The organism is Corallococcus carmarthensis, assembly GCF_003611695.1.
Lineage (GTDB): Bacteria > Myxococcota > Myxococcia > Myxococcales > Myxococcaceae > Corallococcus > Corallococcus carmarthensis.
This window is the reverse complement of the sequence record NZ_RAWE01000065.1, coordinates 1-21285: the sequence shown is the minus strand read 5'-3', so window position 1 is coordinate 21285 and position 21285 is coordinate 1. Positions and strand designations below refer to the sequence as shown.

At 71.0% G+C, this 21285-nt stretch carries 20 protein-coding genes; 11 read left to right on the top strand and 9 right to left on the bottom strand.

The genetic code is table 11. From position 1 onward, the window contains the following. Positions 1-158: 158 nt before the first annotated feature. On the bottom strand, positions 159-797 hold the full coding sequence (locus D7X32_RS19115) for an SCO family protein (RefSeq protein ID WP_244239076.1): 639 nt from the start codon (positions 795-797) through the stop codon (positions 159-161). Positions 798-838: 41 nt separating this feature from the next. Then, positions 839-1336, bottom strand: a complete 498-nt coding sequence (locus D7X32_RS19110; RefSeq protein ID WP_147450190.1) for a hypothetical protein — start codon at positions 1334-1336, stop codon at positions 839-841. A gap of 154 nt (positions 1337-1490) precedes the next feature. Between D7X32_RS19110 and D7X32_RS19105 the strand changes: the two genes are divergently transcribed. Then, positions 1491-1919 carry a FixH family protein gene (locus D7X32_RS19105; RefSeq protein ID WP_120603997.1) on the top strand — a complete coding sequence of 143 codons (429 nt, stop codon included), beginning with the start codon at positions 1491-1493 and terminating at the stop codon, positions 1917-1919. A gap of 16 nt (positions 1920-1935) precedes the next feature. Here the strand turns inward: D7X32_RS19105 and D7X32_RS19100 are convergent, their stop codons facing one another. After that, positions 1936-2391, bottom strand: coding sequence for a hypothetical protein (locus D7X32_RS19100; protein ID WP_120603996.1), 456 nt, complete (start codon positions 2389-2391; stop codon positions 1936-1938). A gap of 228 nt (positions 2392-2619) precedes the next feature. Here D7X32_RS19100 and D7X32_RS19095 point away from each other — a divergent pair, with 228 nt between their 5' ends. Beyond that, on the top strand, positions 2620-3357 hold the full coding sequence (locus D7X32_RS19095) for a DODA-type extradiol aromatic ring-opening family dioxygenase (protein ID WP_244239075.1): 738 nt from the start codon (positions 2620-2622) through the stop codon (positions 3355-3357). A gap of 12 nt (positions 3358-3369) precedes the next feature. On the opposite strand, the gene D7X32_RS19090 is transcribed toward D7X32_RS19095, so the two are convergent. Then, a complete protein-coding gene (locus D7X32_RS19090; protein WP_120603994.1) occupies positions 3370-4083 on the bottom strand; it encodes a type 1 glutamine amidotransferase domain-containing protein in 714 nt (237 codons plus the stop codon). Positions 4084-4183: 100 nt separating this feature from the next. Here D7X32_RS19090 and D7X32_RS19085 point away from each other — a divergent pair, with 100 nt between their 5' ends. Both D7X32_RS19085 and D7X32_RS19080 read left to right on the top strand, forming a co-directional pair. Then, positions 4184-5089 carry a LysR family transcriptional regulator gene (locus D7X32_RS19085; protein ID WP_120603993.1) on the top strand — a complete coding sequence of 302 codons (906 nt, stop codon included), beginning with the start codon at positions 4184-4186 and terminating at the stop codon, positions 5087-5089. Positions 5090-5311: 222 nt separating this feature from the next. After that, positions 5312-5845 (top strand): hypothetical protein, encoded by a 534-nt coding sequence (locus tag D7X32_RS19080; RefSeq protein WP_147450189.1) that lies wholly within the window; start codon positions 5312-5314, stop codon positions 5843-5845. On the opposite strand, the gene D7X32_RS19075 is transcribed toward D7X32_RS19080, so the two are convergent. The 4 genes from D7X32_RS19075 to D7X32_RS19060 form a co-directional block, all read right to left on the bottom strand. Beyond that, positions 5846-8164: a lamin tail domain-containing protein gene (locus tag D7X32_RS19075; RefSeq protein ID WP_244239074.1), complete on the bottom strand. Its 2319-nt coding sequence runs from the start codon at positions 8162-8164 to the stop codon at positions 5846-5848. It abuts the gene before it with no gap. Between the two features lie 100 nt (positions 8165-8264). Then, complete coding sequence (locus tag D7X32_RS19070) at positions 8265-10262, bottom strand: lamin tail domain-containing protein (RefSeq protein WP_244239073.1); 1998 nt, start codon at positions 10260-10262, stop codon at positions 8265-8267. A gap of 140 nt (positions 10263-10402) precedes the next feature. Beyond that, a complete protein-coding gene (locus D7X32_RS19065; protein WP_120603990.1) occupies positions 10403-11824 on the bottom strand; it encodes an IgA Peptidase M64 in 1422 nt (473 codons plus the stop codon). A 61-nt stretch (positions 11825-11885) separates the two neighbouring features. Then, complete coding sequence (locus tag D7X32_RS19060; RefSeq protein ID WP_120604014.1) at positions 11886-13427, bottom strand: PEGA domain-containing protein; 1542 nt, start codon at positions 13425-13427, stop codon at positions 11886-11888. Between the two features lie 312 nt (positions 13428-13739). On the opposite strand from D7X32_RS19060, the gene D7X32_RS19055 reads away from it, so the two are divergent. Next, positions 13740-14744, top strand: a complete 1005-nt coding sequence (locus D7X32_RS19055; RefSeq protein ID WP_120603989.1) for an SDR family NAD(P)-dependent oxidoreductase — start codon at positions 13740-13742, stop codon at positions 14742-14744. 86 nt (positions 14745-14830) lie between these two features. Then, on the top strand, positions 14831-15832 hold the full coding sequence (locus D7X32_RS19050; RefSeq protein WP_120603988.1) for a diacylglycerol/lipid kinase family protein: 1002 nt from the start codon (positions 14831-14833) through the stop codon (positions 15830-15832). Positions 15833-15869: 37 nt separating this feature from the next. Here D7X32_RS19050 and D7X32_RS19045 read toward each other — a convergent pair whose 3' ends face one another. Continuing rightward, positions 15870-16778 carry a LysR family transcriptional regulator gene (locus tag D7X32_RS19045; RefSeq protein ID WP_158625712.1) on the bottom strand — a complete coding sequence of 303 codons (909 nt, stop codon included), beginning with the start codon at positions 16776-16778 and terminating at the stop codon, positions 15870-15872. A gap of 120 nt (positions 16779-16898) precedes the next feature. On the opposite strand from D7X32_RS19045, the gene D7X32_RS19040 reads away from it, so the two are divergent. The 5 genes from D7X32_RS19040 to D7X32_RS19020 form a co-directional block, all read left to right on the top strand. Beyond that, the gene (locus D7X32_RS19040) at positions 16899-17642 is read left to right on the top strand and encodes a type 1 glutamine amidotransferase domain-containing protein (protein ID WP_120603986.1); all 744 of its coding nucleotides are present in this window, start codon (positions 16899-16901) and stop codon (positions 17640-17642) included. 20 nt (positions 17643-17662) lie between these two features. Continuing rightward, the gene (locus D7X32_RS19035; RefSeq protein ID WP_120603985.1) at positions 17663-18313 is read left to right on the top strand and encodes an NADPH-dependent F420 reductase; all 651 of its coding nucleotides are present in this window, start codon (positions 17663-17665) and stop codon (positions 18311-18313) included. 58 nt (positions 18314-18371) lie between these two features. After that, positions 18372-19061, top strand: coding sequence for an NUDIX hydrolase (locus tag D7X32_RS19030; RefSeq protein ID WP_120603984.1), 690 nt, complete (start codon positions 18372-18374; stop codon positions 19059-19061). 181 nt (positions 19062-19242) lie between these two features. Then, entirely contained in the window at positions 19243-20046 is an 804-nt protein-coding gene (locus D7X32_RS19025) for a protein phosphatase 2C domain-containing protein (RefSeq protein WP_120603983.1), read from the top strand. A gap of 4 nt (positions 20047-20050) precedes the next feature. Beyond that, on the top strand, positions 20051-21285 hold a 1235-nt coding region (locus D7X32_RS19020; RefSeq protein ID WP_120603982.1), incomplete at its 3' end, for a hypothetical protein.

The window sequence follows — 21285 nt, the reverse complement described above, 5'->3', positions numbered from 1 at the left end:
CTGTCGTGCTCAAGAGGAAAGGTGCGGCGGTGCTCAAGGGGGCTTCCAGGCGGGGACCGCCGGAGACAATGGACGTCTGGCGGCTCGCCTACCAGGAAACCGTGCGCGAGCCTGGGTGCGAGGGCCCGCGTCCTGGACGCTCAGTGGATTCCGCGCCTCTATCTCAACGCAGGAGCCTCGGGCGGATCTTCCGGTGCCAGCGCCAGCAAGCGCGCGTCCCGGAGCAGGGCCTCCAGTCCTCCCTCTCCCTCCGTGACCTTGTAGTAGCCGCGAAGCTGTCCCCGGGCGTCCACGAGGACGAAGTGCTCTCCGTGGAAGACACTGAAGAAGTCGTCCTCGCCCGCGTCGGCGTCGCGGCCCATCATCACCCGGAAGCCCTCCAGGACGGTCGTCTCCACCTGGTCCAACGGACCCGTCAGCAGCGTCCAGTTGGACGTGTCGATGCGGTGGTCTCGCGCATAGGCGGTCAGCCGCTCCGGCGTGTCGTGGCGGGGGTCGACGCTGAACGAAGCGAAGCGCAGGTCCAGTCCCTGCTCCCGGGCCTGTCGCTGCACCCGCAGCATCTTCTCCGTGAGCAATGGGCAGACAGTGGGACAGCGGGTGAAGAAGAAGTCCGCCACGTAGAGGTGGCCCCGCATGTCGGCGTCGGAGAAGGGACGACCCGTCTGGGCGGTCAGCTCGAAGCGCGGGAGCGGTCCGTACAGGGGGAGGTTCGCCGCGGCGATGCGCGCACGTTCCCGTTGGATGCGGGGCCCCGCGGCGAACAGCAGCGCGATGACCAGCGCCCCCGCGAGCACGAGCCAAGGGAGGTTCCTGCGTGATGAGGGGGACGTAGGCTTCATGGAGGAGGGCAGGAGCGCAGACAGCGCGCGTCTTCGATGACGCGTTCGGAGGTGGCTGGCGCCTGGCTCGAGTCGTAGACGCCCCGGACCTGGAGGCGTTGGTCCACCAGCAACAGGAGGCGTCCGCTGTCCCGCAGTGGCTGCCAATCCGGGTGGAGCACCGTGGAGTCGCGCGACGTCGCGATGACGACCTGGACCGGGACACCGTCGGCCTTCAGTTGCTCCCGGACCTGTCGCAGAAGTGGGCGCGGATGCGCATCCGCCTCCAACGCGCATTGGATCAGGGTGAGTTGTCCATGAAGCTGCCCCGTCTCCAGGGGCTGGCCCCGGTCATCGCGAAGCGTGAACGCGGGCAGCGGGCCATACACGGGCGGTGGCACGGCCAGCTCCCACGAGGTGTCTTTCGGGGCCGCCTCCGACCAGGCGAAGTCCAGCACCAGCACGAGCGCCGCGCACGCCAGCGCGGACACGGTGAGCCCTACAACTCCCAACACCCCGAGCACCCATGGACGGGACCGCTCGGAGGATGACGGAGGGGCAACCATGACGGAGCACCCTGTCGCATCCGGACCTCATGCGCGATGCGGCACCTTGTCGCAGATCCGGTCCAGCCCACTTCCGCTACAGCAGAGGCCGCGAGGAGACGTGATGAAGGCACTGATGATGGGGATGCTGTTGCTGGGCGCGACGCCCTCCGCCGTTCCAGACGCCGGGAGCGACGCGGGAATCGTGAGCGCGGCGGCGACGGTGGGAACGGCGACCAGCGCATCGGGCCGGCTCCGCGTGGAGGTTCTCTCCGCGGCCGTGCCGCTTCGCAGGGGCGTGCAGGTGTTCCAGGTGCGAATCACCGACGCCGCATCGGGGAAGCCGGTGTCCGGTGTCGTGCTGTCCGTCCAGCCCTGGATGCCCGCCATGGGCCACGGCATCTCCGAAGTCCCACGCGTCACCGCGCGCGAGCCGGGAACCTTCGAGGTGTCCGACGCGGACCTGTTCATGCCCGGCGTCTGGGAGCTGCGCTTCACGCTGAAGGGAACGGTGGAGGACACGGCGACCGTCACCCTCAAGCTGGGGCGTTAGGAATGCGGCGTGCGGTTCAGGGTTCGAGCGCCGCGCGAGCCGTCTCACGCGGCATCAACCCGCTGAACTCGTAGATGAACGCACCGTTCTCCGTGACATCGACGGTGCAGGCGCCCGCGCGGGAAAGCTCCTCGAGCACCTCCTTGGCTTCGGTGAACGAGAGCTGACCGTCCGCCGCCACCTCCGCGATGGTGACGCGGCCGCCGTTCTGCTTCGCGCAGGCGAGCACGGCCCGCTCGATGCCGCGAGCGTCCAGGGCGGGCCGCGACACGGAGGGGGCATCCCTCAGCTCGGGCGGCAGCTTCGCGCGCCGCGCGGAGCGGACGAGCGCCAGGCCTCCAAGGACGAAGAGGGCGGCGAGGATGAACCCCGTGACCGTGTGGTCCGCCGTGCCCTTGCGCAGGTTGTCGATCTCCGAGCCAAAGCCAATGACTCCGAAGCAGGCCAGCGCCCAGCCGATGATGCTCTTCATGCAACCCCCTTCGCGGCGGGACGGCCCCTCCGTCTCCCGCGCGATTTCATCGCAGAAGACGTCGTGTCTCAAGCAGATGGAGTGAACCACTCGGAGTGCGGTGGTGCTCCGGTCCGCCCGTGGAGTTGAATGGCGTCGAGAGCCCCCATGCCGACAGACCCTTCCCACTCCTCGCGCCTCCCCGTTGTCTTCATCCCGCACGGCGGCGGTCCGTGGCCGTTCGTGGAAATGGGCCTTCCGAAAGCGGAGGTCCAGTCGCTCGCGACCTACCTGCGTCAGGTGGGCCAGCAGTTCGCGACGCCCCCCAAGGCGTTGCTCGTCATCTCCGCCCACTGGGAGGAGCCCGTGGCCACGGTGATGACCTCCGACGCGCCACCGATCCTGTATGACTATTACGGGTTCCCGCCGGAGGCGTACCGCATCACCTGGCCGGCGCCGGGCAGCCCACGGCTCGCCGCGCGCGTGCGCGAGCTGCTCTCCACGGCGGGCTTCGCCACGTCGGAGGACCGCGAGCGTGGCTACGACCACGGCACCTTCATTCCGCTGAAGGTCACCTGGCCGGAGGCGGACATCCCGTGCGTCCAACTGTCGCTGAAACAGGGGTTGGATCCGGCGGAGCACCTGCGGATGGGACGGGCGCTCGCGCCGCTTCGCGACGAGGGCATCTTCATCATCGGCAGCGGGCTGTCGTTCCACAACCTGCGCGCCTTCGGGGATCCGCGCGCGCACGAGGTCTCCGCGAAGTTCGACGCGTGGGTCCAGGACGCCGCCACCTCCCCCGCGGACGTGCGTGACCAGAAGCTCACGCAGTGGACGCAGGCGCCCTACGCGCGGCTCGCCCATCCGCGCGAGGAGCACCTGCTCCCCTTGATGGTCGTCGCCGGTGCCGCCGGTGAGGACCGGGGCACCACCTCCTGGGCCGGCTCCATGATGGGGACGCGCATCTCCGGCTTCCAGTTCGGCTGACGGCGGCGGGCCTCAGCCCTTGGGGGCCGGGGTCTTCTTCTCGCGCAGGACGTTGAGGACCTCCTGCGCGGTGGCGGCGGAGGACGCCGGGTTCTGCCCGGTGACGAGCCGCCCGTCGCGCACCGTGAAGCTCTTCCACAACGGGCCGGACTCGTAGCGGGCACCCAGCTCGCGCATCCGCGTCTCCAGCGCGAAGGGGACGATGGCGTCGAACTTCGCCGCCTGCTCCTCCGCGTTGCTGAAGGCCGCCACGCGCTTGCCCGCCACCAGCGGCTTGCCGTCCGGGCCCTTCACGCCCACCAGCGCCGCCGGGCCATGGCAGACCGCCGCCACCACCGCGCCCCGCGCGTAGCCCGCGGAGAGCAGCTGATGCGCCGGCGCGTGCTGCGACAGGTCCCACATCACGCCGTGCCCGCCCACCACGAAGTAGGCGTCGTAGGTGTCCTTCACCTGCGCGAGCACCTTCGTGTTCGCCAGCTTCTTCGTCGCCTCGGCGTCGGCGAGGAAGGCGCGCGTGTCCTCCGTCGCCTCCTTCTCGCTGCGCGGATCCACGGGCGCCTTGCCGCCCAGCGGCGAGGCGATGTCCACCTGGGCTCCGGCCTTGGTGAACTGCTCGTATGGCGCGGCGAGCTCCTCCAACCAGAAGCCCGTCTTCTCCCCGGTGCTCCCGAACTGCGAGTGGCTGGTGACGATGAGCAGGACCTTCACGGCGGTCAGCGCTTCCATGGGGTGTCTCCCTCGAGCCCCTGTCCATGGGGCGATGGGTGAGGAATACGTCCCGGCCGTGCCCAAGAAAACCGAGGGCTTCTTCACATAAACTGAAGCCATGCTTGGCAATCACGAAGCGCTCTGGACGCTGTGGGAGGTGAGCCGGGCGGGCACGCATGCGGCCGCCGCCGCGCGCCTGGGCATCACCGCCTCCGCCGTGGGCCAGCAGCTCAAGGCGCTGGAGCGGCACGCGGGCGTGGCGTTGTTCGAGCGGGTGGGGCGCCGGGCCCGGCTCACCCCGGCGGGGGCCTCGCTCGTCGCGCGGCTGGGGGAACACCTGCCCGCGCTGGACGCGGCGCTGGAAGCGGCCTCCGAAGCCCAGCGCGCGGTGCGCGGCGAGGTGTCCCTGGGCGGCCCGTGGCCCTTCTTCCGGTACTGGCTCCGGCCCCGCCTGCCAGGACTGCTGTCGCTGCACCCGGAGCTGCGGCTGGACGTGCGCTTCGACGTGCCCAGCCGCGTGTCACGGTTGGTGCTGGAGGGCGCGTTGGACCTGGGCATCCTCGGGCTGTTGCCGGACGCCCCCGGCCTGGAGGTCCGGCCAGTGGCGCAGGAGGAGTTCGTCGCCGTGGCCGCGCCCTCGTACCTGAAGCGGTGGGGAACGCCGCGCGGGGCCCGCGACTACGGTGCGCACCGGTTCATCGCCTTCGACGCGGACCTGGCGATGCTGGCGCCGTGGTGGCGTGCCACGTTCGGACCGAAGGAGCCGCTGCCGCCGCGGGTGGTGTGCCGCATCGCCAACCTGGACGAGATGCTGGCCCTGGTGGAGGCGGGCGTGGGGCTGGCGGTGTTGCCCGACTACCTGGTGGCGCCCGCCGTGCGGGAGAAGCGCGTCGTGACGCTCACGCCAGAGCCGGGCCGGCGCTCCGCGAGGCGTCCCCGGGGCACCCTCTGGGTCGCGTGGCGCAAGGCCGCGGCGCCCACGGCCCGCTTCGTCGCGGTGCGTGACTGGCTCCTGGCCGGATAGGCACTGCATCGGAAGGCGTGCACCCGGGCCGGTCGCGCTCGCCTGCCTTCCGGCCAGGGAGGAGAACGCTCCGGGCAGCCGTGCCCAGGCCCGGGCGGTCGTGGTTCCCGAAGGGGCAGGGTGTCCTCATCTTTTACCGTGGGGAGAGCGGGTCCCTGTCGCCATGGAGACGAGCTCCGTGGCGGCGCGGGCTCCTTCGCACGACGCGGGAGGACGTGGCCAATGCGGAGAATGCGCGGGACAGCGGGCCTGCTGGTGTTGGGCCTGGTGGGACTCGGGGGGCTGTCGGCGTGCAACGGCGGCGAGCCGGGGACGGACGGTCCTTCCGCGAAGCACCGCGAAGGGCGCTCGGATGTATTGCGCGGGCTGATGGCCTCCAAGGAGACCGTGGATCCGAAGGCCCTGAAGAACGCGGGCGCGGAGGCGAAGGGCGCGCCGGCTCCGGCTCCGGAGGGAACGGGCGGCTCCGGTCAGCAGCCGCGGCCCATGGGCTGGGCCGCGGGCCGGGTGTCCTGGGTGGGCGACGACGAGCTGCTCTTCGTGGACGGCCAGGGCCAGGAGCAGGAGGTCCTCGTGGACGAGGCCACGCGGCTGCGGCGTGACGACGAGAACGCGCAGCTGCGCGACCTGTCCGAGGGCGATGAGATCCGCGTCACCTACGAGGACCATGGCCAGGAGTGGATCGCCCGGGACGTGGATGCGGTGCCCGTGCCCAGGACGCCCGCGCCCAATCCCGAGTCCCCGCCCCTGCGTTGATCAGAACGCGCCACCGTCCGCGCGCCGGCCCGGCGAGGACTGCAGCCCGGGCGTCAGCGTGGTGTGCAGCACGAAGCCCGCGTCCGGCGCCAGGTCCGGGGAGCGGTTGATGGACACGGCGTCCACGGTGCTGAAGTAGGAGATGGTGTCCACGACGCCGCCGTCGGTGCCCTTGAGCTGCACGGTGTCCGACGTGTTGTTGAGGCTCAGCGTCCCGCTGGAGGACGCGACGGTGTCGGGCGTGCCGGGCGTGAAGCCCGCCGCCCCGCCGAAGACGACCACGGGCCGGCCCGGAGGAAGCACCGTGCCCGGGGCGAAGACGTGGCGCGAGGCCGTGGCGTCCCACAGGCTCCAGCCGGACAGGTCCACCGGGGCGGTCCCCATGTTGTAGAGCTCCACGAATTCGTGCGCGGTGCCGCCGGGGAGCGCGGGCTCGTTGGCGAGCAGCTCGTTGATGAACACGCGGGGCTCCGTGCGCGTGAACCAGATGCGGCCGGGGCTCATGTCGAAGCGCGACGCGTTGGCCGTGTCCACCACGCGCAGGCGCACCAGGTCGCTCTCCATGTCGGGCACGGTCCACGTGAAGGTGCCCACGTCCGCGCGCACCGAAGGGGCCACGACACTCCAGGTATCACCGCCGTCGTAGGTGGCCTCGATGCGCACGGTGTCCACGCCCACCGAGCGCCACGTGAACGTCAGCGAAGTGCCCGCGACGAACGTGCCGCCCAGGGGCGCGGTGAGGCGCACGCGCGGACCGGGGATGCCGCTCAGGTCGTAGCGGGTGAGCACGGGGTAGTGGTCGCTGACGGTCTGGGCGTAGTCCGGAATCGTCGCGTCGGGGCGGAGCACCTGGACTCCGCCGGGCACGGCGTCCACGGCCACCTCGTCGGTGACGAGCGTGTGGTCGATGACGTCGTTGTACTCCGTGGTGGTGCGGGTGTTGGAGAGGGTCAGCACCTGCGTGAGGAAGGTGTAGTGCGTGGGGTCGTCCAGGAAGTTGGCGTAGGGCGTGGGCAGCGCGACGCCGTTCTCCGTGGAGATGGAGTGGTCCAGGTCATCGTTCCAGTCGCCGATGACGAGCACGCGCGCTTCCGGCAGCCACTGATCCAGGTACTGCTTGAGGGCGGTCGCGGAGCGCTGGCGCTGGCCATAGGAGGTCATGTCCTCGAAGGCCTTCAGGTGCACGACGATGACGACCAGCGGCGCGTCCTCGCCGTGGATCCGGGTGGTGAAGTCCACGCGCAGCGGCGGGCGTCCGCCGAAGTCCGCGGCCTGCGCGGTGAGGATGACCTGGGCGCTGCGGTAGGTGAGCGTGCTGTCGTAGAGGACGCCGGGCTTCTGCTCGCCGGCGGAGTACAGCGACGCGCCGCTGAGGACGTAGGAGGTGTTGTTGGCGAGGAAGCCGCTGTAGTTGCCGGGCAGCCCCGCCTTGAGCGTGTTGAAGTCCGCGGTGTCCACCATCTCCACCAGGCCCCAGAGGTGGGCGCCCGCGCCGCCGATGACGTCCTTGGCCCCCGCGACCTGGAGGTCGTCGAGCACGCCGCCATCGGAGGTGGAGCGGGCCGGGCCCTGGTTGGGCGCGCCGAACCACTCCAGGTTCCAGTGGCCCACGGTGAACAGCGTCAGGGGCGGCTGCACCATGACGATCACCCGCGCGGACGCGGTCCTGCCGTCCGCGTCGCGCACGGTGGCGGTGAAGAGCGTCGAGCCCGCGGCGGTGGGCGTGCCGGACAGGTCGCCGTCCGCGGAGAGGCTGAGGCCCGCGGCCAGCGTGCCTGTGAAGCTCCAGGTGTACGGCGCCCGTCCGCCGGAAGCGACGAGCTTCCCGGCATAGGGTTGCCCCACGCGTCCATCTCCGAGTCCCTGGGACGGCACCTCCAGCACGGGAATGCCACCGCCATCCGGCACGCCGCCATCGCTCTGCACGCCTCCGTCGGAAGGCAGTCCGCCGTCGAAAGGCACGCCCCCATCGTCGGGGACGCCGCTGTCGTTGGAGTCACCCGCATCGCTCGACACGCCTCCATCGTCGGGGACGCCGCTGTCGTTGGAGGCACCTCCATCGCTCGACACGCCCCCATCGTCGGGAACGCCGCTGTCGCTGGAAGCACCTCCATCGCTCGAAGCGCCCCCATCGTCGGAAACACCGCTGTCGCTGGAGGAACCTCCATCGACGGGCACACCGCCATCGTCCGGTACGCCGCTATCGGAAGACACACCGCTGTCGGGAGGCACGACCGGCGTCGGAGGCGTGGAACCGGGACACGCGGCGAGCAGCAGGGCGAGCAGGGGTGCGACGACGCGAGGAAGGGAAATGCCCATGCCCCAGCGTGGCACATCCCCCTGTCGCCCAAAAAGGAGGGCCGCGCTCACCCGGTAGGTGAACGCGGCCCGGTCACTTCAGGACTTCCGTCCCGTACGACTACGGCGTAGGCGCACCAGGGGTCACAGTGCCCACGAACGCGAAGTCCGCGTTGTTGTTGTTCGAGTCGTTCCCGTTCGGGCTGCGCTGCAGCGAGCCCGCGGCGGAGTTCGAGTCCGCGGCGACGGTGCGCGTGCCCTCCTCGAAGTTCAGGGACTTGGGACCCACCGCCGTGGTGATGGTGAACGTGCTGTTCTGGGGATTGCTGGCAGGCGTCTCGTAGAAGACGCTGTCGAGGAGCGTGCCCGCCGCGTTGTCGAGCAGGCCCACGCCGTCACCGAAGCCGTTCTGGATGATGTCGGTGCTCGCGCCGGAGGACGTCTTGATGATCAGCCGCAGCGTGCCCGCCGGCAGGGTCGCCGTGGTGAAGTACGGCTCGGGCGCCGCGACGATGTAGCCACCCGCTGCCAGCGACGTGACCGCGTTGCCCTGCGCGTCCTTGGTGTCGGCCAGGTTGAAGCTGAGGTACTCGATGCGCGGGTTGGCGGTGGAGTCGCCGTTGACGAACACCAGCTTGACGTTGGTCAGGTCCGCCGCCGCGGTGCCGCGGTTGAAGATCTCCAGGAACTCCGCGTTGTCGGTGCCCACGTTGTCGTAGTCGATCTCATTGATGACCAGCGACGGGCCCGTCGGAGGAGGCGTCAGTCCGGTGAACGTCGCGGTCTTGGTGGCCGCGTCCAGGGCCTTGCCGGCCAGGTCCGTCACCTCGCCGTTCACGGTCACCGTGTACTGCGTGCCACCGGTCAGCTCCGCCGTGGTCAGCGACACCTGGTTGCCCGTCGCCGCCGCCGCGGAGACGGCCACGGACGGCGTGATGCCGAAGTCCTCCGCCTGCACGCTGGCCGCGCTGATCTTCCGGTCGAACGTCAGCCGCACTTCCGTGGCGCTCTGCGCACGCGCCACGGTGAGCTTCGGCGCGGGGCACGAGGCGATGGTGAGCTGCTCCGGCGCGAACACGGACACCTGGGGCTGGGCGGTGAAGCGCCAGACGACACCGGTGGGCACGGCCACGTCGCAGCCCGAAGCCAGGTCCAGGTCCGTGGACAGGGTGGTGGGCACGCGCAGGAGCAGGGGGCTGGACGTCGGCTCACCCGTGGTGGCCAGCGGGAAGGCGGTGAAGGCCGCGCCGCTGCCAGCGCCCGTCCCCAGCTTGCCGGACACGGTGACGATGCGGCTCTCGTAGATGCCGGTCGTGCCGGCGTCCTCGAAGGTGCTGACGGCGTTCACGTCCACCTTCAGGCCCGGGGGCGTCGCGGTGTCCAGGTTCCACACGCCGTGGTTCTTGCTCACCACGGTCAGGTCCGTGACGGCCTTCGCCACGTTCAGCCCGCTGATGATCTCCTTCTCCGTGACGTTCAGCGTCACGCGGTCACCCACGGCGACCGGCGTGGCGGACGCGGAGCCCCGCACGAACATCGCCGGCCCGTTCGGCTGGGCCTGCAGGAAGAAGCCGGAGGCCTCCGTGGTCGCGCTGCCGGCCACATCAGGCTTGATGAAGGTCACGAACGCGCCGCTGACGGGCAGCGGCGCGGGCAGCACGCCCGCCGCGGCAGCGACGAAGTCGGTGATCTGCGCGCTCGTCTCCGCGGGCGTCGTGGTGACGCTGGAGGGCGTGCAGGTGTTCGTCTCGATGTTGCAGGAGTCCGTCAGCGCGCAGGCCGGGTTGCACGACTGGGGACCCGTGCCGGCGTCCGTCGTGGTGCCCGCGTCCGTGCCGGCGTCCGTCGTGGTGCCCGCATCCGTGCCGGCGTCCGTCGTGGTGCCCGCATCCGTGCCGGCGTCCGTCTCCGTGCCCGCGTCCTCTTCCGGAGGAATGTTCAGCGTGCGCAGCTCGCACTTGTTCTCCACGCAGGCATACACCTGACCCGCGGGAGGCGCGCCCTTGTCACGGCAGTCGAACTGATCGACACACTCGTCGCCGCAACCCGTACCGACCGTGACGAACACGGTGGTCACGAGCGCCGGCAGCCAGCTTCGCTTCAGGCTCCGCTTCAGCATGTGAATGCCTCCCATGGGGTGTCCTGCTTGCAGATGCGGTCCCCCTTACACCCGAAAACAGAGGGGCGTCCATTTGCCCAACCACCTGCCACGTCGCTGTCACCCGAAAGGACGCTCAGGGGCCTGGGAATCGAAGGAAGTCAGGGAGTCTTCCGTGCGGGAGCGGACGGTGGACCTGCGTACAAGTCGATGACCTCGCTGATTCCGCGCTGGCACACCGCGCAGAAGGGCCCCCGGTCGCGAGTGAACATCACGCAGTCCATCTGGGGCCGGAAATAGCCCTTCGCCTCGTAGTTGGCTCCTTCGAAGGCGCCCACCTTCCCGGAGAACTTCTGCGTGCCCAGGAATTTCTCCTCCCAGTCCCGCTGCGCCACGAAGAGCGCGTCCATCTCCGCCTCGGGCTTGCGCTCCGAGCGAATCTTCTGCCGCCGCTGCTGCACCTGCAGGGCATGCGCGTCATAGGCGGGCTGGTTCCACGGCGTGGGCAGCGGGGTGCCGGGGGCCACCAGGTCCTTCCACTTGAGCTGGGCGGGGTCGTGGAGGACGGTGACGTTCTTCTCCCAGGGCTCCACCCGCTCCGCGGGCGCGGCGCCGTAGATGGGGGCGGACGTGTAGTACTCGTCCGCCAGCCCCGCGAAGTGGTGGCCGAACTCGTGGACGAAGACGTAGGGCGCCCAGAGGCTGTCGGCGGCCACGGTGCTGAAGAGGTTGAAGATGCCTCCGCCGCCGTAGGTGTTGCCGTTGGAGAGGATCTCCACGAACTCGTAGGGCGCGAAGGCAGCGGTGTCGCGCAGCGCATCGTTGTCGAAGGTGAGGATGTAACGCTCGGCGCCGAAGGCGTCGTAGGTGGAGCCCAGGGGCGAGCGGCGGTGGACGCCGGTGGAGGGCCGCGAGATGCCGGACTCGGCCGCCTTGGGCATCAGCCCCCAGACGTTGAAGTCCGCCTTGCGCTCCTTGAAGGGGGAATAGCTGAAGAGGATGTCCACCAGCTTGCGCGCGTCCTTCTCGAACTTGGGGCGCTCCGCCTCCGTGTAGCCATCCCCCAGGATGAGGAAGTCCACCTTGTCCTGGGACGGCCCGTTCTCCAGCAGCTTGAGCAGCGGACCCGGCGCGGGTGGCGAGGACGGATCCACGAAGGGGTCCTTCGGATCCACCACCAGCGACCAGATTTCGCGGAAGGCGTTCTGCGCGTCGCGCTTCTTCAGGACGACCTGGACGGGGCGGTCCGGCGTGGGGAAGCGCAGCGATTCACTGAAGGTGCGGTGGGCCTGCTTCGCCTCGTCCGTCAGCTCCCACTCGCCGAAGATGGACGCGAAGCCGCGCGAGTACAGGAGCCGGTTCGTCTGCCGGTCCCGCACCTCGAAGAGGTACTTGCCCAGGTTCGACTCGTCGATGGCGCGCGCGGGGTGGCCCGGCCAGGGCAGGGGTTCCACCACCAGCCGCTCCAGGCTGAAGCGCTCCTCGGTCGCGTTGCCGGTGTGGAAGTAGTCGACGCGGAACGTCCGGGGCGCGGCGAGGGCGGTGCTCGCCGTGAACAGCAACAGCAGGAGGGAAGCGCGCATGGGGCGCGACTCTACGCGCCCGGTGCTTCCCGGCCAGGAACCTCCGGCGGGGACCGTCCGGTCAGAACGATCCGGACACGCTCGCCGCGGCGCCCGTTTCGTCCGCCGTCACCCCCAACGTCACGGGCGCTGGCTTCGCGGGAGAGGACATGAGGAAGAGCACCGCCCCGGTGACGACCGCCGCGCCTCCACCCACGAGCAGCCCCGTCATCAGGTGGCTCTTGCCCACCAGCGAGTCGCGCAGCGCGACGGCCCGCGCATCCGTGTTCACCAACTGGCCGCCGTTGGCCGCGCGGCGGTCCTCCAGGCCGTTCAAATCCTTCTGGGCCAGCAGCCGCACCACGCCCGCGCCGCCCAGCGCCGCGACGCCCGCGCCCACCGCCACGTACGACGCCGTGCGCAGGCCCGTCCGGGGGGCGTCCGCGCCGCTGGAGACTTCCTCCGACAACAGGTTGGGCGCGGTGAGGTCCGCCCCCGTGCCGGAGGAGGCCGCCGAGCCCCGCGCGCCGCTCGCGTCCCAGGGCGCCTTGCCGTTGGCGTTGTTCATCACCACGAGGTTGGAGGGCGAGCGTCCGGTGGTGACGAAGTCCACCAGCGCGGAGAGCGCCTCACCCGGCGCGTCCAGGCCCTGCGTCTTGAAGCCGCCCTCGCGCAGCTTCTGGCCGCCGTCCACGTTGAGCACCGTGGCGGCGAACCACTTGGGCCCGCTGCTGGGGCGCTCCAGCCGCACGACGATGACCTCCTCCACGCCCAGCGTGCCGCCCAGGCGCACCGCGTGGCTCCAGGTGCGCTCCTCGTTGCCGTCCGTGGCGCTGAGGCACGGGAAGGGCGCGGCCGTCACGGACCCCTCGTAGGCCAGGTCCACCAGCAGCGGCGTGTCCGCCCCCTGCGCCTGCACCTGCCGGGGGAAGCTCACCGCGTCCCCCTTCACCATGGCCAGCTCGTACGCGCCGGCGGGCAGCTCCAGCGTGAGCGGCGTCTGCCCCACGCTCAAGCCCTCCAGGTACACGTCCGCCGCGGGCAGCGTGGACTTCAGCGACAGCTTCACCTTGGGCGTCCGGGCCAGGTCGCGGCGCAGCTTCTCGAAGGCCTGACGGATGGAGGGGGCGTACTGGTCCGGGTCCAGCTGGTACTTCGGCTGGAGGCGCAGCACCTGGAGGAAGGCCGCGTCGCTGTCCTTCGTCTTCCCCATCGCCCGGTGGTTGAGGCCATGCAGCAGCTGCGCGTGGGCGAAGAGCTTCCAGCGCGGCTCGCCCGGCGGCAGGCGGCGGATGTCGCGCAGGGCGTCGTCCAGGAGCTGGGTCGCGCGGGCGTTGCGGCCCTCGTAGAACTGGTCCTGCGCGGCCTCCAACTGGCGCTGGAGGTCCTCGAAGGAGCGCGAGGAGTCGGGGAAGAGGCGCTCGGCGAACTCAGGGGCGCCCAGCACGTGCTGTTCAGGGCGGGCGCGCAGGGCGTCATAGAACGCCTTGGACTGGCCGCTCAGCTCCGCGTCCCGGCAGTCGCCGCTGGAGATCACCAGCCGGTGGGGTGCGGCCCGCGAGGCGGTGGCGCACAGCAGGCACAACAGCAGCGCGAACGCGGACGGCTTCGGACGGAAGGGCATGGTCACGTGGGTGGAAGGGATGGCCGGACCGGCGTTGCAGGCCGCGTTCCGTCCTCTACCGGACTGTCCACCCTCCAGGCCAGCGACCCCCGGCGCTCACCCCCCGGTCCCGGACCTGGACGCCCATCCAGATTCCGGGCCCCCTGCCTCGCTGGCTGCCCTCCAGGTGAGTCGCCGGTGGCCCGGGTAGGACGCCCCGGGCATCCCCACATTCTCCGACGTGCGGCGTCATGGACGAGGCGCCCACCGACCCTTTCGAACGCTCGGGGCCCCCGACAGGGGCCGTCGAGCCAGCCACAAGGACCCCACTCCATGGATCGCATCTGGAAGAAGAAGGTCATCGTCATCACGGGCGCCTCCAGCGGCATTGGCCGGGCCACCGCGCTGCTGCTGGCGAAGAAGGGCGCCCACGTGGTCCTCGCCGCGCGCCGGGAGGACCCGCTGGAGGAACTGGCGGCCGAGTGCGAGTCCCACGGCGTCCAGGCCCTGGTGGTGCCCACGGACGTGGCGGACGCCGGGGCCGTGCGGAAGCTGGCGGAGGCGGCGGTGGGCGCCTTCGGTCACTTCGACGGCTGGGTGAACAACGCGGGCGTCTACATGCTGGGCAGCTTGGAGGAGACGCCGGACGAGGCCTTCCGCCAGCTCATGGAGACCAACTTCTTCGGCACGGTGAGCGGCGCGCGCGCGGCGCTGGCGCAGTTCCGGCGCCAGGGCTACGGGACGCTCGTCAACGTGTCCTCCACGTTTGGCACCGTGCCCGCGCCGTACCTGAGCGCCTACGTGGCCTCCAAGTTCGCGGTGCGCGGCTTCTCCGCGTCGCTGCGCCAGGAGCTGCTGAACACGGGCATCGACGTGTGCACGGTGATGCCCGCCGCCATCGACACGCCCCTGTGGCGCCACACCGCCAACTACACCGGCTGGCGCATCCGCCCGGTGGAGCCCGTCTACACGCCGGAGCGCGTGGCCCGCACCCTCCTCCGCGTGCTGCGCCACCCCCAGGACGAGGTGATTGTCGGCCCCGCAGGGAAGAGCTTCGCGGCGATGCACGGCCTGTTCCCCCGCACGTACGAGCGCACCATGAAGGCCGGCACGGACGTGCTGCACTTCAAGGACGAGCGGCAGGGCCCCACCCCGGGCAACATCTTCCAGCCCATGGCGGAGGGAGACACGGCGTCGGGCGGTTACCACGGCACCGGAAAAACATGGCTGCGGCGTTTACTGGTGGCTGGAGGACTGGCTGCCGCGGCGGTGACGCTGCGCCGGCGTGCGGCCGAGCGGCACCTGGAGGCCCGGCTGGTCCACGCCCTGGGGGGGTGATGCCCATGTTTCCGGCGGGAGTCCCCATGCCGGGGCTCTTTTCGTGACGGGGCCATGACATGAACTGGGGAAGAGTCGCGCCCGCCATGAACATTGCCGTCCTCGTCAATCTGCGTGCGCGTAAAGGGACCGAAGGGATGGGCGGGCTCGTCAGAGACCTGCTCCCCCGGGCCCGGGTGGCCCTCACCCGTTCCCTGGAGGAAGCCCGGGAGTGGGTGGACCAGCTCCGCCACGACCCGCCCAGCCTGCTGCTGGCGGGCGGAGGCGACGGCACCATCACCGGCCTCCTCAACGAGCTGCGCTCCCAGGGCGTGGCCCTGCCGGCCATTGGCGTGCTGCCCCTGGGGACGGGCAACGCCTGGGCCCGCGTCACGGGGGCGCCGCGTCCCCACGTGGCCCTGAAGCAGATCGCCGCGTACGGCGAGCGCCTGCCGCCCCTGCGTCCCTTCTCGCTGGTGCGGGTGGAGGGCCGGGTGGCGCCCTTCGCGGGCACGGGCTGGGACGCGGAGATGATCCAGGACTTCAAGAACCAGCTCGCAGCGGCCGGGCCGCTCAAGAAGTCGCAGGCCGGCCTGCGCGGCTACCTGGGCGCCATGTTCACGCGCACGGTGCCGCGCCACCTGTTTGGCGAGGGCAACCCGAATGTCTCCGTCTACAACCTGGGCGCGTCCGCGCTGACCATCGACGCGACGGGCGCGGTGCGGCCGGTGCCCAATGGCGGCGCGGGGCAGCTGCTGTACCAGGGCCCCGCGGGCGTGGCGGGCGCGGCGACGACGCCGGAGTGGGGCTTCGGCTTCAAGGCGTTCCCGTTCGCGCAGGCGGTGCCGCACCGGCTGTCGGTGCGCGTGTACGGCGCGGGCGTGATGGAGGCCACGCGCAACATGTTCCGCCTGTGGCGCGGCGAGCACCCCATGCCGCGCATGCACGACTTCTTCGTGGAGCGCCTGCGGATGGACTTCGACCGCGAGGTGCCCTTCCAGATGGGCGGCGACGTGCTGGGCATGCGCCGCTCGCTGGAGTTCGACCTGGCGGAGGAGAACGTCCAGCTGGTCGACTGGCGCCGCCTGGGCCGGCTCGTCGCGGTCTGACGCGGAAGGGCCCGTGGGTTGAAGCTGGGACGGCCCCTCACGGCGCGGCGGCGCGCGCGGCCCGGACGAACGCGTCGCGCAGCCAGCGGTGCGCGGGGTCGGCGTCCTCGCGCGGATGCCACAGCAGCGTGAGGGTGTAGGGCTCCAGGGGCAGGGGCGGCGGCAGCAGCTTGAGCTTCAGGCGGGGCGCCACTGCCTTCGCCACCCGCTCGGAGATGGTGAGCACGTAGTCGGCCCCCTCCACCAGTTGCAGCCCCGCCAGGAAGTACGGCACCGCGCGCGCGACGCGCCGGCGTTGGTTGCGCACCGCCAGCACCGTGTCCACGTAGCCGCCGGGTCTGCCGCGCGGGGCCACCTGCAGGTGCTCGAGCGCGAGGAACTGCTCCAGCGTCAGCGTGCGCCCCACCGTGGGGTGGTCCCTTCGCACCACGCACACGAAGCGGTCGGTGAACAGCTTGCGCGTGCGCAGCTCCGGCGGCAGGTCCACGTAGACGCCCACCGCCAGGTCGATGCTCCCCTCGCGCAGCAGCGCGCCGTCATCCGGTGAGTTGGGCAGGAACTGGAGCGTCACCGCGGGGGCCTCGCGCCGCACCAGCCGGTCCAGCGCCGTGCCCAGCACCGTCAGCACGTGGTCCGTGGCATGGATGCGGAAGGTGCGCTCCAGCCGCGCGGGCTCGAACGTGCGCGCGGGCGACAGCACCGCCCCCACCTCCGACAGCAGCGCCTGCAACCGGGGCCGCAGCGCCACCGCGCGCGGCGTCAGCACCATGCCCCGGCCCGCGCGCACCAGCAGCGGGTCGTCCAGCTGCGTGCGCAGCCGCGCCAGGGCGTGGCTCATGGCCGGGGTGCTCAGCCCCATGCTGAGCCCCGCCTTCGTCACGCTGCCTTCGCGCAGGAGGGCCTCCAGGGCCACCAGCAGGTTCAGGTCCACCGACGACAGTTTCATGCGGTGAAACATAACCTTGCAGGGGATTCACTGGCATGAAACCCGTGCCCCGCCGCATCTTGACGTCCACGAAAGGCCGGGGCGTGGCGGTCCCGGCCCGGACGACAGGAGCGGACGACAATGCAAGAGCAGGGTTCCCAGGCGAAGGTGTCCTCCCAGAAGCGGGTGTTGATGGTCGTGGCCAACCCCGCCGTCTCCACCACGCTGGGAGGGCCGGTGGGCTTCTGGGCGTCGGAGCTGGTGCACCCCTACGTGGAGATGACGGAGGCCGGCTACGCGGTGGAACTGGCCAGCCCCCAGGGCGGCCGGGTGACGCCCGACGCGCTGAGCGACCCGCGCGACCCCAGCGGCTACTCCGCGCACGACATCCTCAGCCTGGGCTTTCTTCACAGCCCCCGGCACGCGGCCCTGCTGGAGACGACGCGCAAGCTGTCCGACGTGCGGGTGGAGGACTACGACGCCATCCTCGTCTGCGGCGGCCAGTCCCCCATGTTCACCTTCCGCGAGGACCGCGCGCTGCAAGGGCTGCTGCGCGGCTTCCTGGAGGCCGGCAAGGTCACCGCCGCGCTCTGCCATGGCACGGCGGCGCTGCTGGACGTGACGCTGTCGGACGGACGGCCGCTGCTGGAGGGCCGGACGGTGACGGGCTTCGCCAACGTGGAGGAGGATGCGGCCGACCAGATGGTGGGGCGCAAGGTGATGCCCTTCCGCATCGAGGAGGTCGCTCGCGAGCGGGGCGCCAACTTCGTGCGCGCGGGGGCCTGGAAGCCGTTCGCCGTGCGCGACGGCCAGCTCATCACCGGGCAGCAGCAGAATTCGGGGCGGGAGACGGCGCGGCTCGTCATCCAGGGCCTGGGACACTGACGGATACGCGGAGGCAAGCCATGGCGGACGTGAAGATTGCAATCATTGGCGTGGGCAACGTGGGCGGCAACCTGGGCGTGCTGCTGGCGCGGAGCGGGTTCCCGGTGCGCTTCGGGGTCCGGCCCGGCGCGGACGTGAAGGCCCTGCTGGAGCGGTGCGGCGGCCAGGCCCAGGCGGGCAGCGTGCGGGAGGTGTCGGCCTGGGCGGACGTGGTGTTCTTGGCGGTGCCCGCCAACGCCGCCGTCGCCGTCGCGCGGGAGGCGGGGGACCTGACGGGCAAGGTGGGCGTGGACTGCAACAACCCGGTGGCCTTCGACGCGAGCGGCCCCACCGTGCTCCCCGTCCCCGAGGGCTCCCTCACCGCGGCGCTGGCCAAGGCGGCCCCGGGCGCGCGCTGGGTGAAGGCGTTCAACACCTTTGGCGCGGAGTTCCACGGCGACCCGTCGCTGTCGGGCATGGCGGTGGACGTGCAACTGGCCGGTGACGACGCGGCGGCGAAGGACACCGTGGCGGCCATCGCGAAGCAGGCGGGCTTCCAGCCCGTGGACTGCGGCCCGCTGCGCAACGCGAGCCTGCTGGAGCACCTGGCCGTGCTGTGGATCCACCTGGCCGTGAAGGGCGGCCAGGGGCGGCAGGTGGCCTTCAAGCTGCTGCCGCGCGCGGCGTCCTGAACACACCCCTTGCCGGCACCGTGTCCTCTGGACACGATGCCGGCCGGAGGGTTTCCCCATGAGCCACACCTATGAGTACCCGCGCCCGGCGGTGACGGTGGACTGCGTCGTCTTCGGGTTGGACGAGGAGGACCTCAAGGTGCTGCTCATCCAGCGCGGGGTGGAGCCGTATCAAGGCCGGTGGGCGCTGCCCGGCGGCTTCGTGCGCATGGAGGAGTCGCTGGAGGACGCCGCGCGCCGCGAGCTGGAGGAGGAGGCCGGCCTGCGCACCAGCCACCTGGAGCAGCTCTACACGTTCGGTTCTCCGGACCGCGACCCCCGGGGCCGCGTCATCACCGTGGCGTACTTCGCGCTGGTGAAGCTGTCCGCGCACCACCTCCAGGCGTCCACCGACGCGCGCGAAGCGGCGTGGTTCTCCGTCTGGGACACGCCGAAGCTCGCGTTCGACCACGCGGACGTGCTGGCCACCGCGCTGCAACGGCTCAAGGGCAAGGTGCGCTACCAGCCCATCGGGTTCGAGCTGCTGCCGCCCAAGTTCACGCTGTCGCAGCTCCAGCGGCTGTACGAGACGGTGCTGGAGCGCGAGCTCGACAAGCGCAACTTCCGCAAGAAGATCCTCGCCATGGACCTGCTGGAGGAGCTGGACGAGGTGGAGCAGGACGTCTCCCACCGCGCCGCGCGCCTCTACCGGTTCGACCACAAGAAGTACAAACAGCTCGAAAAGGCCGGCTTCAACTTCGAGCTGTAGGCCCCAGACCTCCCGCCATCTCCCGAGCCCCCCGCTGACTGGTTGTCCCACGTCGCCTTGACTTCGTGTCATATGGACACTATGTTGGTGTCGTAGATACACGAAGTCGGGCGGCGCGGGGCCGTCCACTCGCCAGCAGGTTTCCGTGTCGTGCGTGCCCTTCGAGGGCCACGGGAGAGCCATGTCCACGCTGCCCTTCGATGTCGCGGTGGGTTCGGTGCAGGGCCGGGAGCACGCGCGTTCGGGACGCAACAACCAGGACGCCGCCTGCGTCCGGGAGAGCGAGCACGGGCTGGTGGTGGTGGTGGCGGACGGGTGTGGAAGCCAGCCGTGCAGTGAGCTGGGAGCGCAGCTGGGAGCGCGGCGGCTGGCGCAGGCGGCGCACGCGAGGCTGGCGCGGGGCGAGGCGGTGGACGGCCCGGACTTCCTGCCCGGGCTGCGCGAGGACCTGCTGGGGTTGATGGACGGCCTCGCGTCCGCGCTGGGGCGCGACGTGCTGGGGGACCTGCTCTTCACGCTGGTGGGGGCGGTGATGACGCCGGCGCACACGCTCGTCTTCTCGTCGGGGGACGGGGTGTGGATGCTCAACGGCGAGGTGCACGCGCTGGGGCCGTTTCCCGGCAACGCGCCGCCGTACCTCGCCTATGCGCTGCTGCGCGGAGAGGACGTGCCGCTGGAGCGCCGGGCGCTGCTACCCACGGACGACGTGCACGCGCTGCTGGTGGGGACGGATGGGGTGGGGGACCTGCTGGGCCTCGCGCAGGCCCGGCTGCCGGAGCGCGACGAGCCGGTGGGGCCGCTGTCCCGGTTCTGGACGGACGACCGGTACTTCACCAACCCGGACGCGGTGCGACGGCGGCTGGCGCAGCTCAACCGCGAGTCGGTGCGCGCGGACTTCGCGGAGCGGCGGCTGCTGCGCACGCCAGGGCTGCTGACGGACGACACCACGCTGGTGGTGCTGCGCCGCCGGATGGGGAGGGCGTGAGGCCATGGACGTCTGGCTGGAGGGAAAGAAGGTCCGGTTGGATCCGCAGCGCGCGCTGGGCAAGGGCGGCGAGGCGGATGTGTATGACCTGGGCGATGGGCGCGCGCTCAAGGTCTTCAAGCGGCCCGAGCACCCCGACTACCTGGGCCTCGTGCCCGAGCAGGCCGCGGCGAAGGCGCGGCTCGCGGAGCATCAGCGCAAGCTGCGCGCGTTCCCCACGGGCCTTCCGGCGCGCGTGGTGACGCCGCAGGCCCTGGCCACGGACAAGAAGGGCGTGGAGGTGCTGGGCTATGCGATGCGCAAGCTGGACGGCGTGGAGCCGCTGCGCCGGTGGAGTGAACCGGCGTTCCGTCGCGCGGGAGGCAAGGCCGCGGACGCGGTGACGGTGCTGGCGGGGCTGCACCGCGTGCTGGGGGCGGTGCACGCGGGCGGCGTGGTGGTGGGGGACTTCAACGACCTGAACGTGCTGACGATGGGCACGGACGCGTACTTCATCGACGCGGACAGCTTCCAGTTCGGTCCCTACGTCTGCCCGGTGTTCACGGAGAAGTTCCTGGACCCGCTGCGGCTGGACAAGGGCGCGCAGGCGCTGACGCCCGTGCGGCCGGCGACGGTGGAGAGTGATTGGTATGCCTTCGCCGTCACCGTGATGCAGTCGCTGCTGTGCGTGGGGCCGCAGGGGGGCATCCACAAGCCGAAGGCGCAGGCGGCGCGGCTGAACGCGGTGGGCCGGATGCTCCAGCGCGTCACCGTGTTCCACCCGGACGTGCAGTACCCGAAGCCCGCGCTGTCGCGGGCCACGCTGCCGGATGAGCTGCTGCACCTGTTCCACCAGGTGTTCGTGGAGGACCAGCGCGGCGCGTTCCCGCTGCCGGTGCTGGAGGGACTTCGCTTCACGGTGTGCGCGTCGTGCGGCCTGGAACATGCGCGAGCCGCATGTCCCACGTGTCAGCCGCACGCGACGGTGGCGGCCACGCCGGTGTCGGCGGTGCGTGGGCAGGTGACGGCGAAGCGGAAGTTCACGACCCGTGGCGTGCTGGTGCACGCGAGCGCGGAGGACGGGACGGTGCGTTTCGTCTACCACGCGGACGGTGCGTACCGGCGCGAGGACGGGCGCACGGTGATGCAAGGCGCGTTGGATCCGTCGCTGCGCTGGGCGGTGCAGGGGGACGTGACGCTGCTGGGGCAGGGTGGGCGCGTGGCGGTGTTCACGCCGGGACGGGGGCCGGAGTTCCTGGG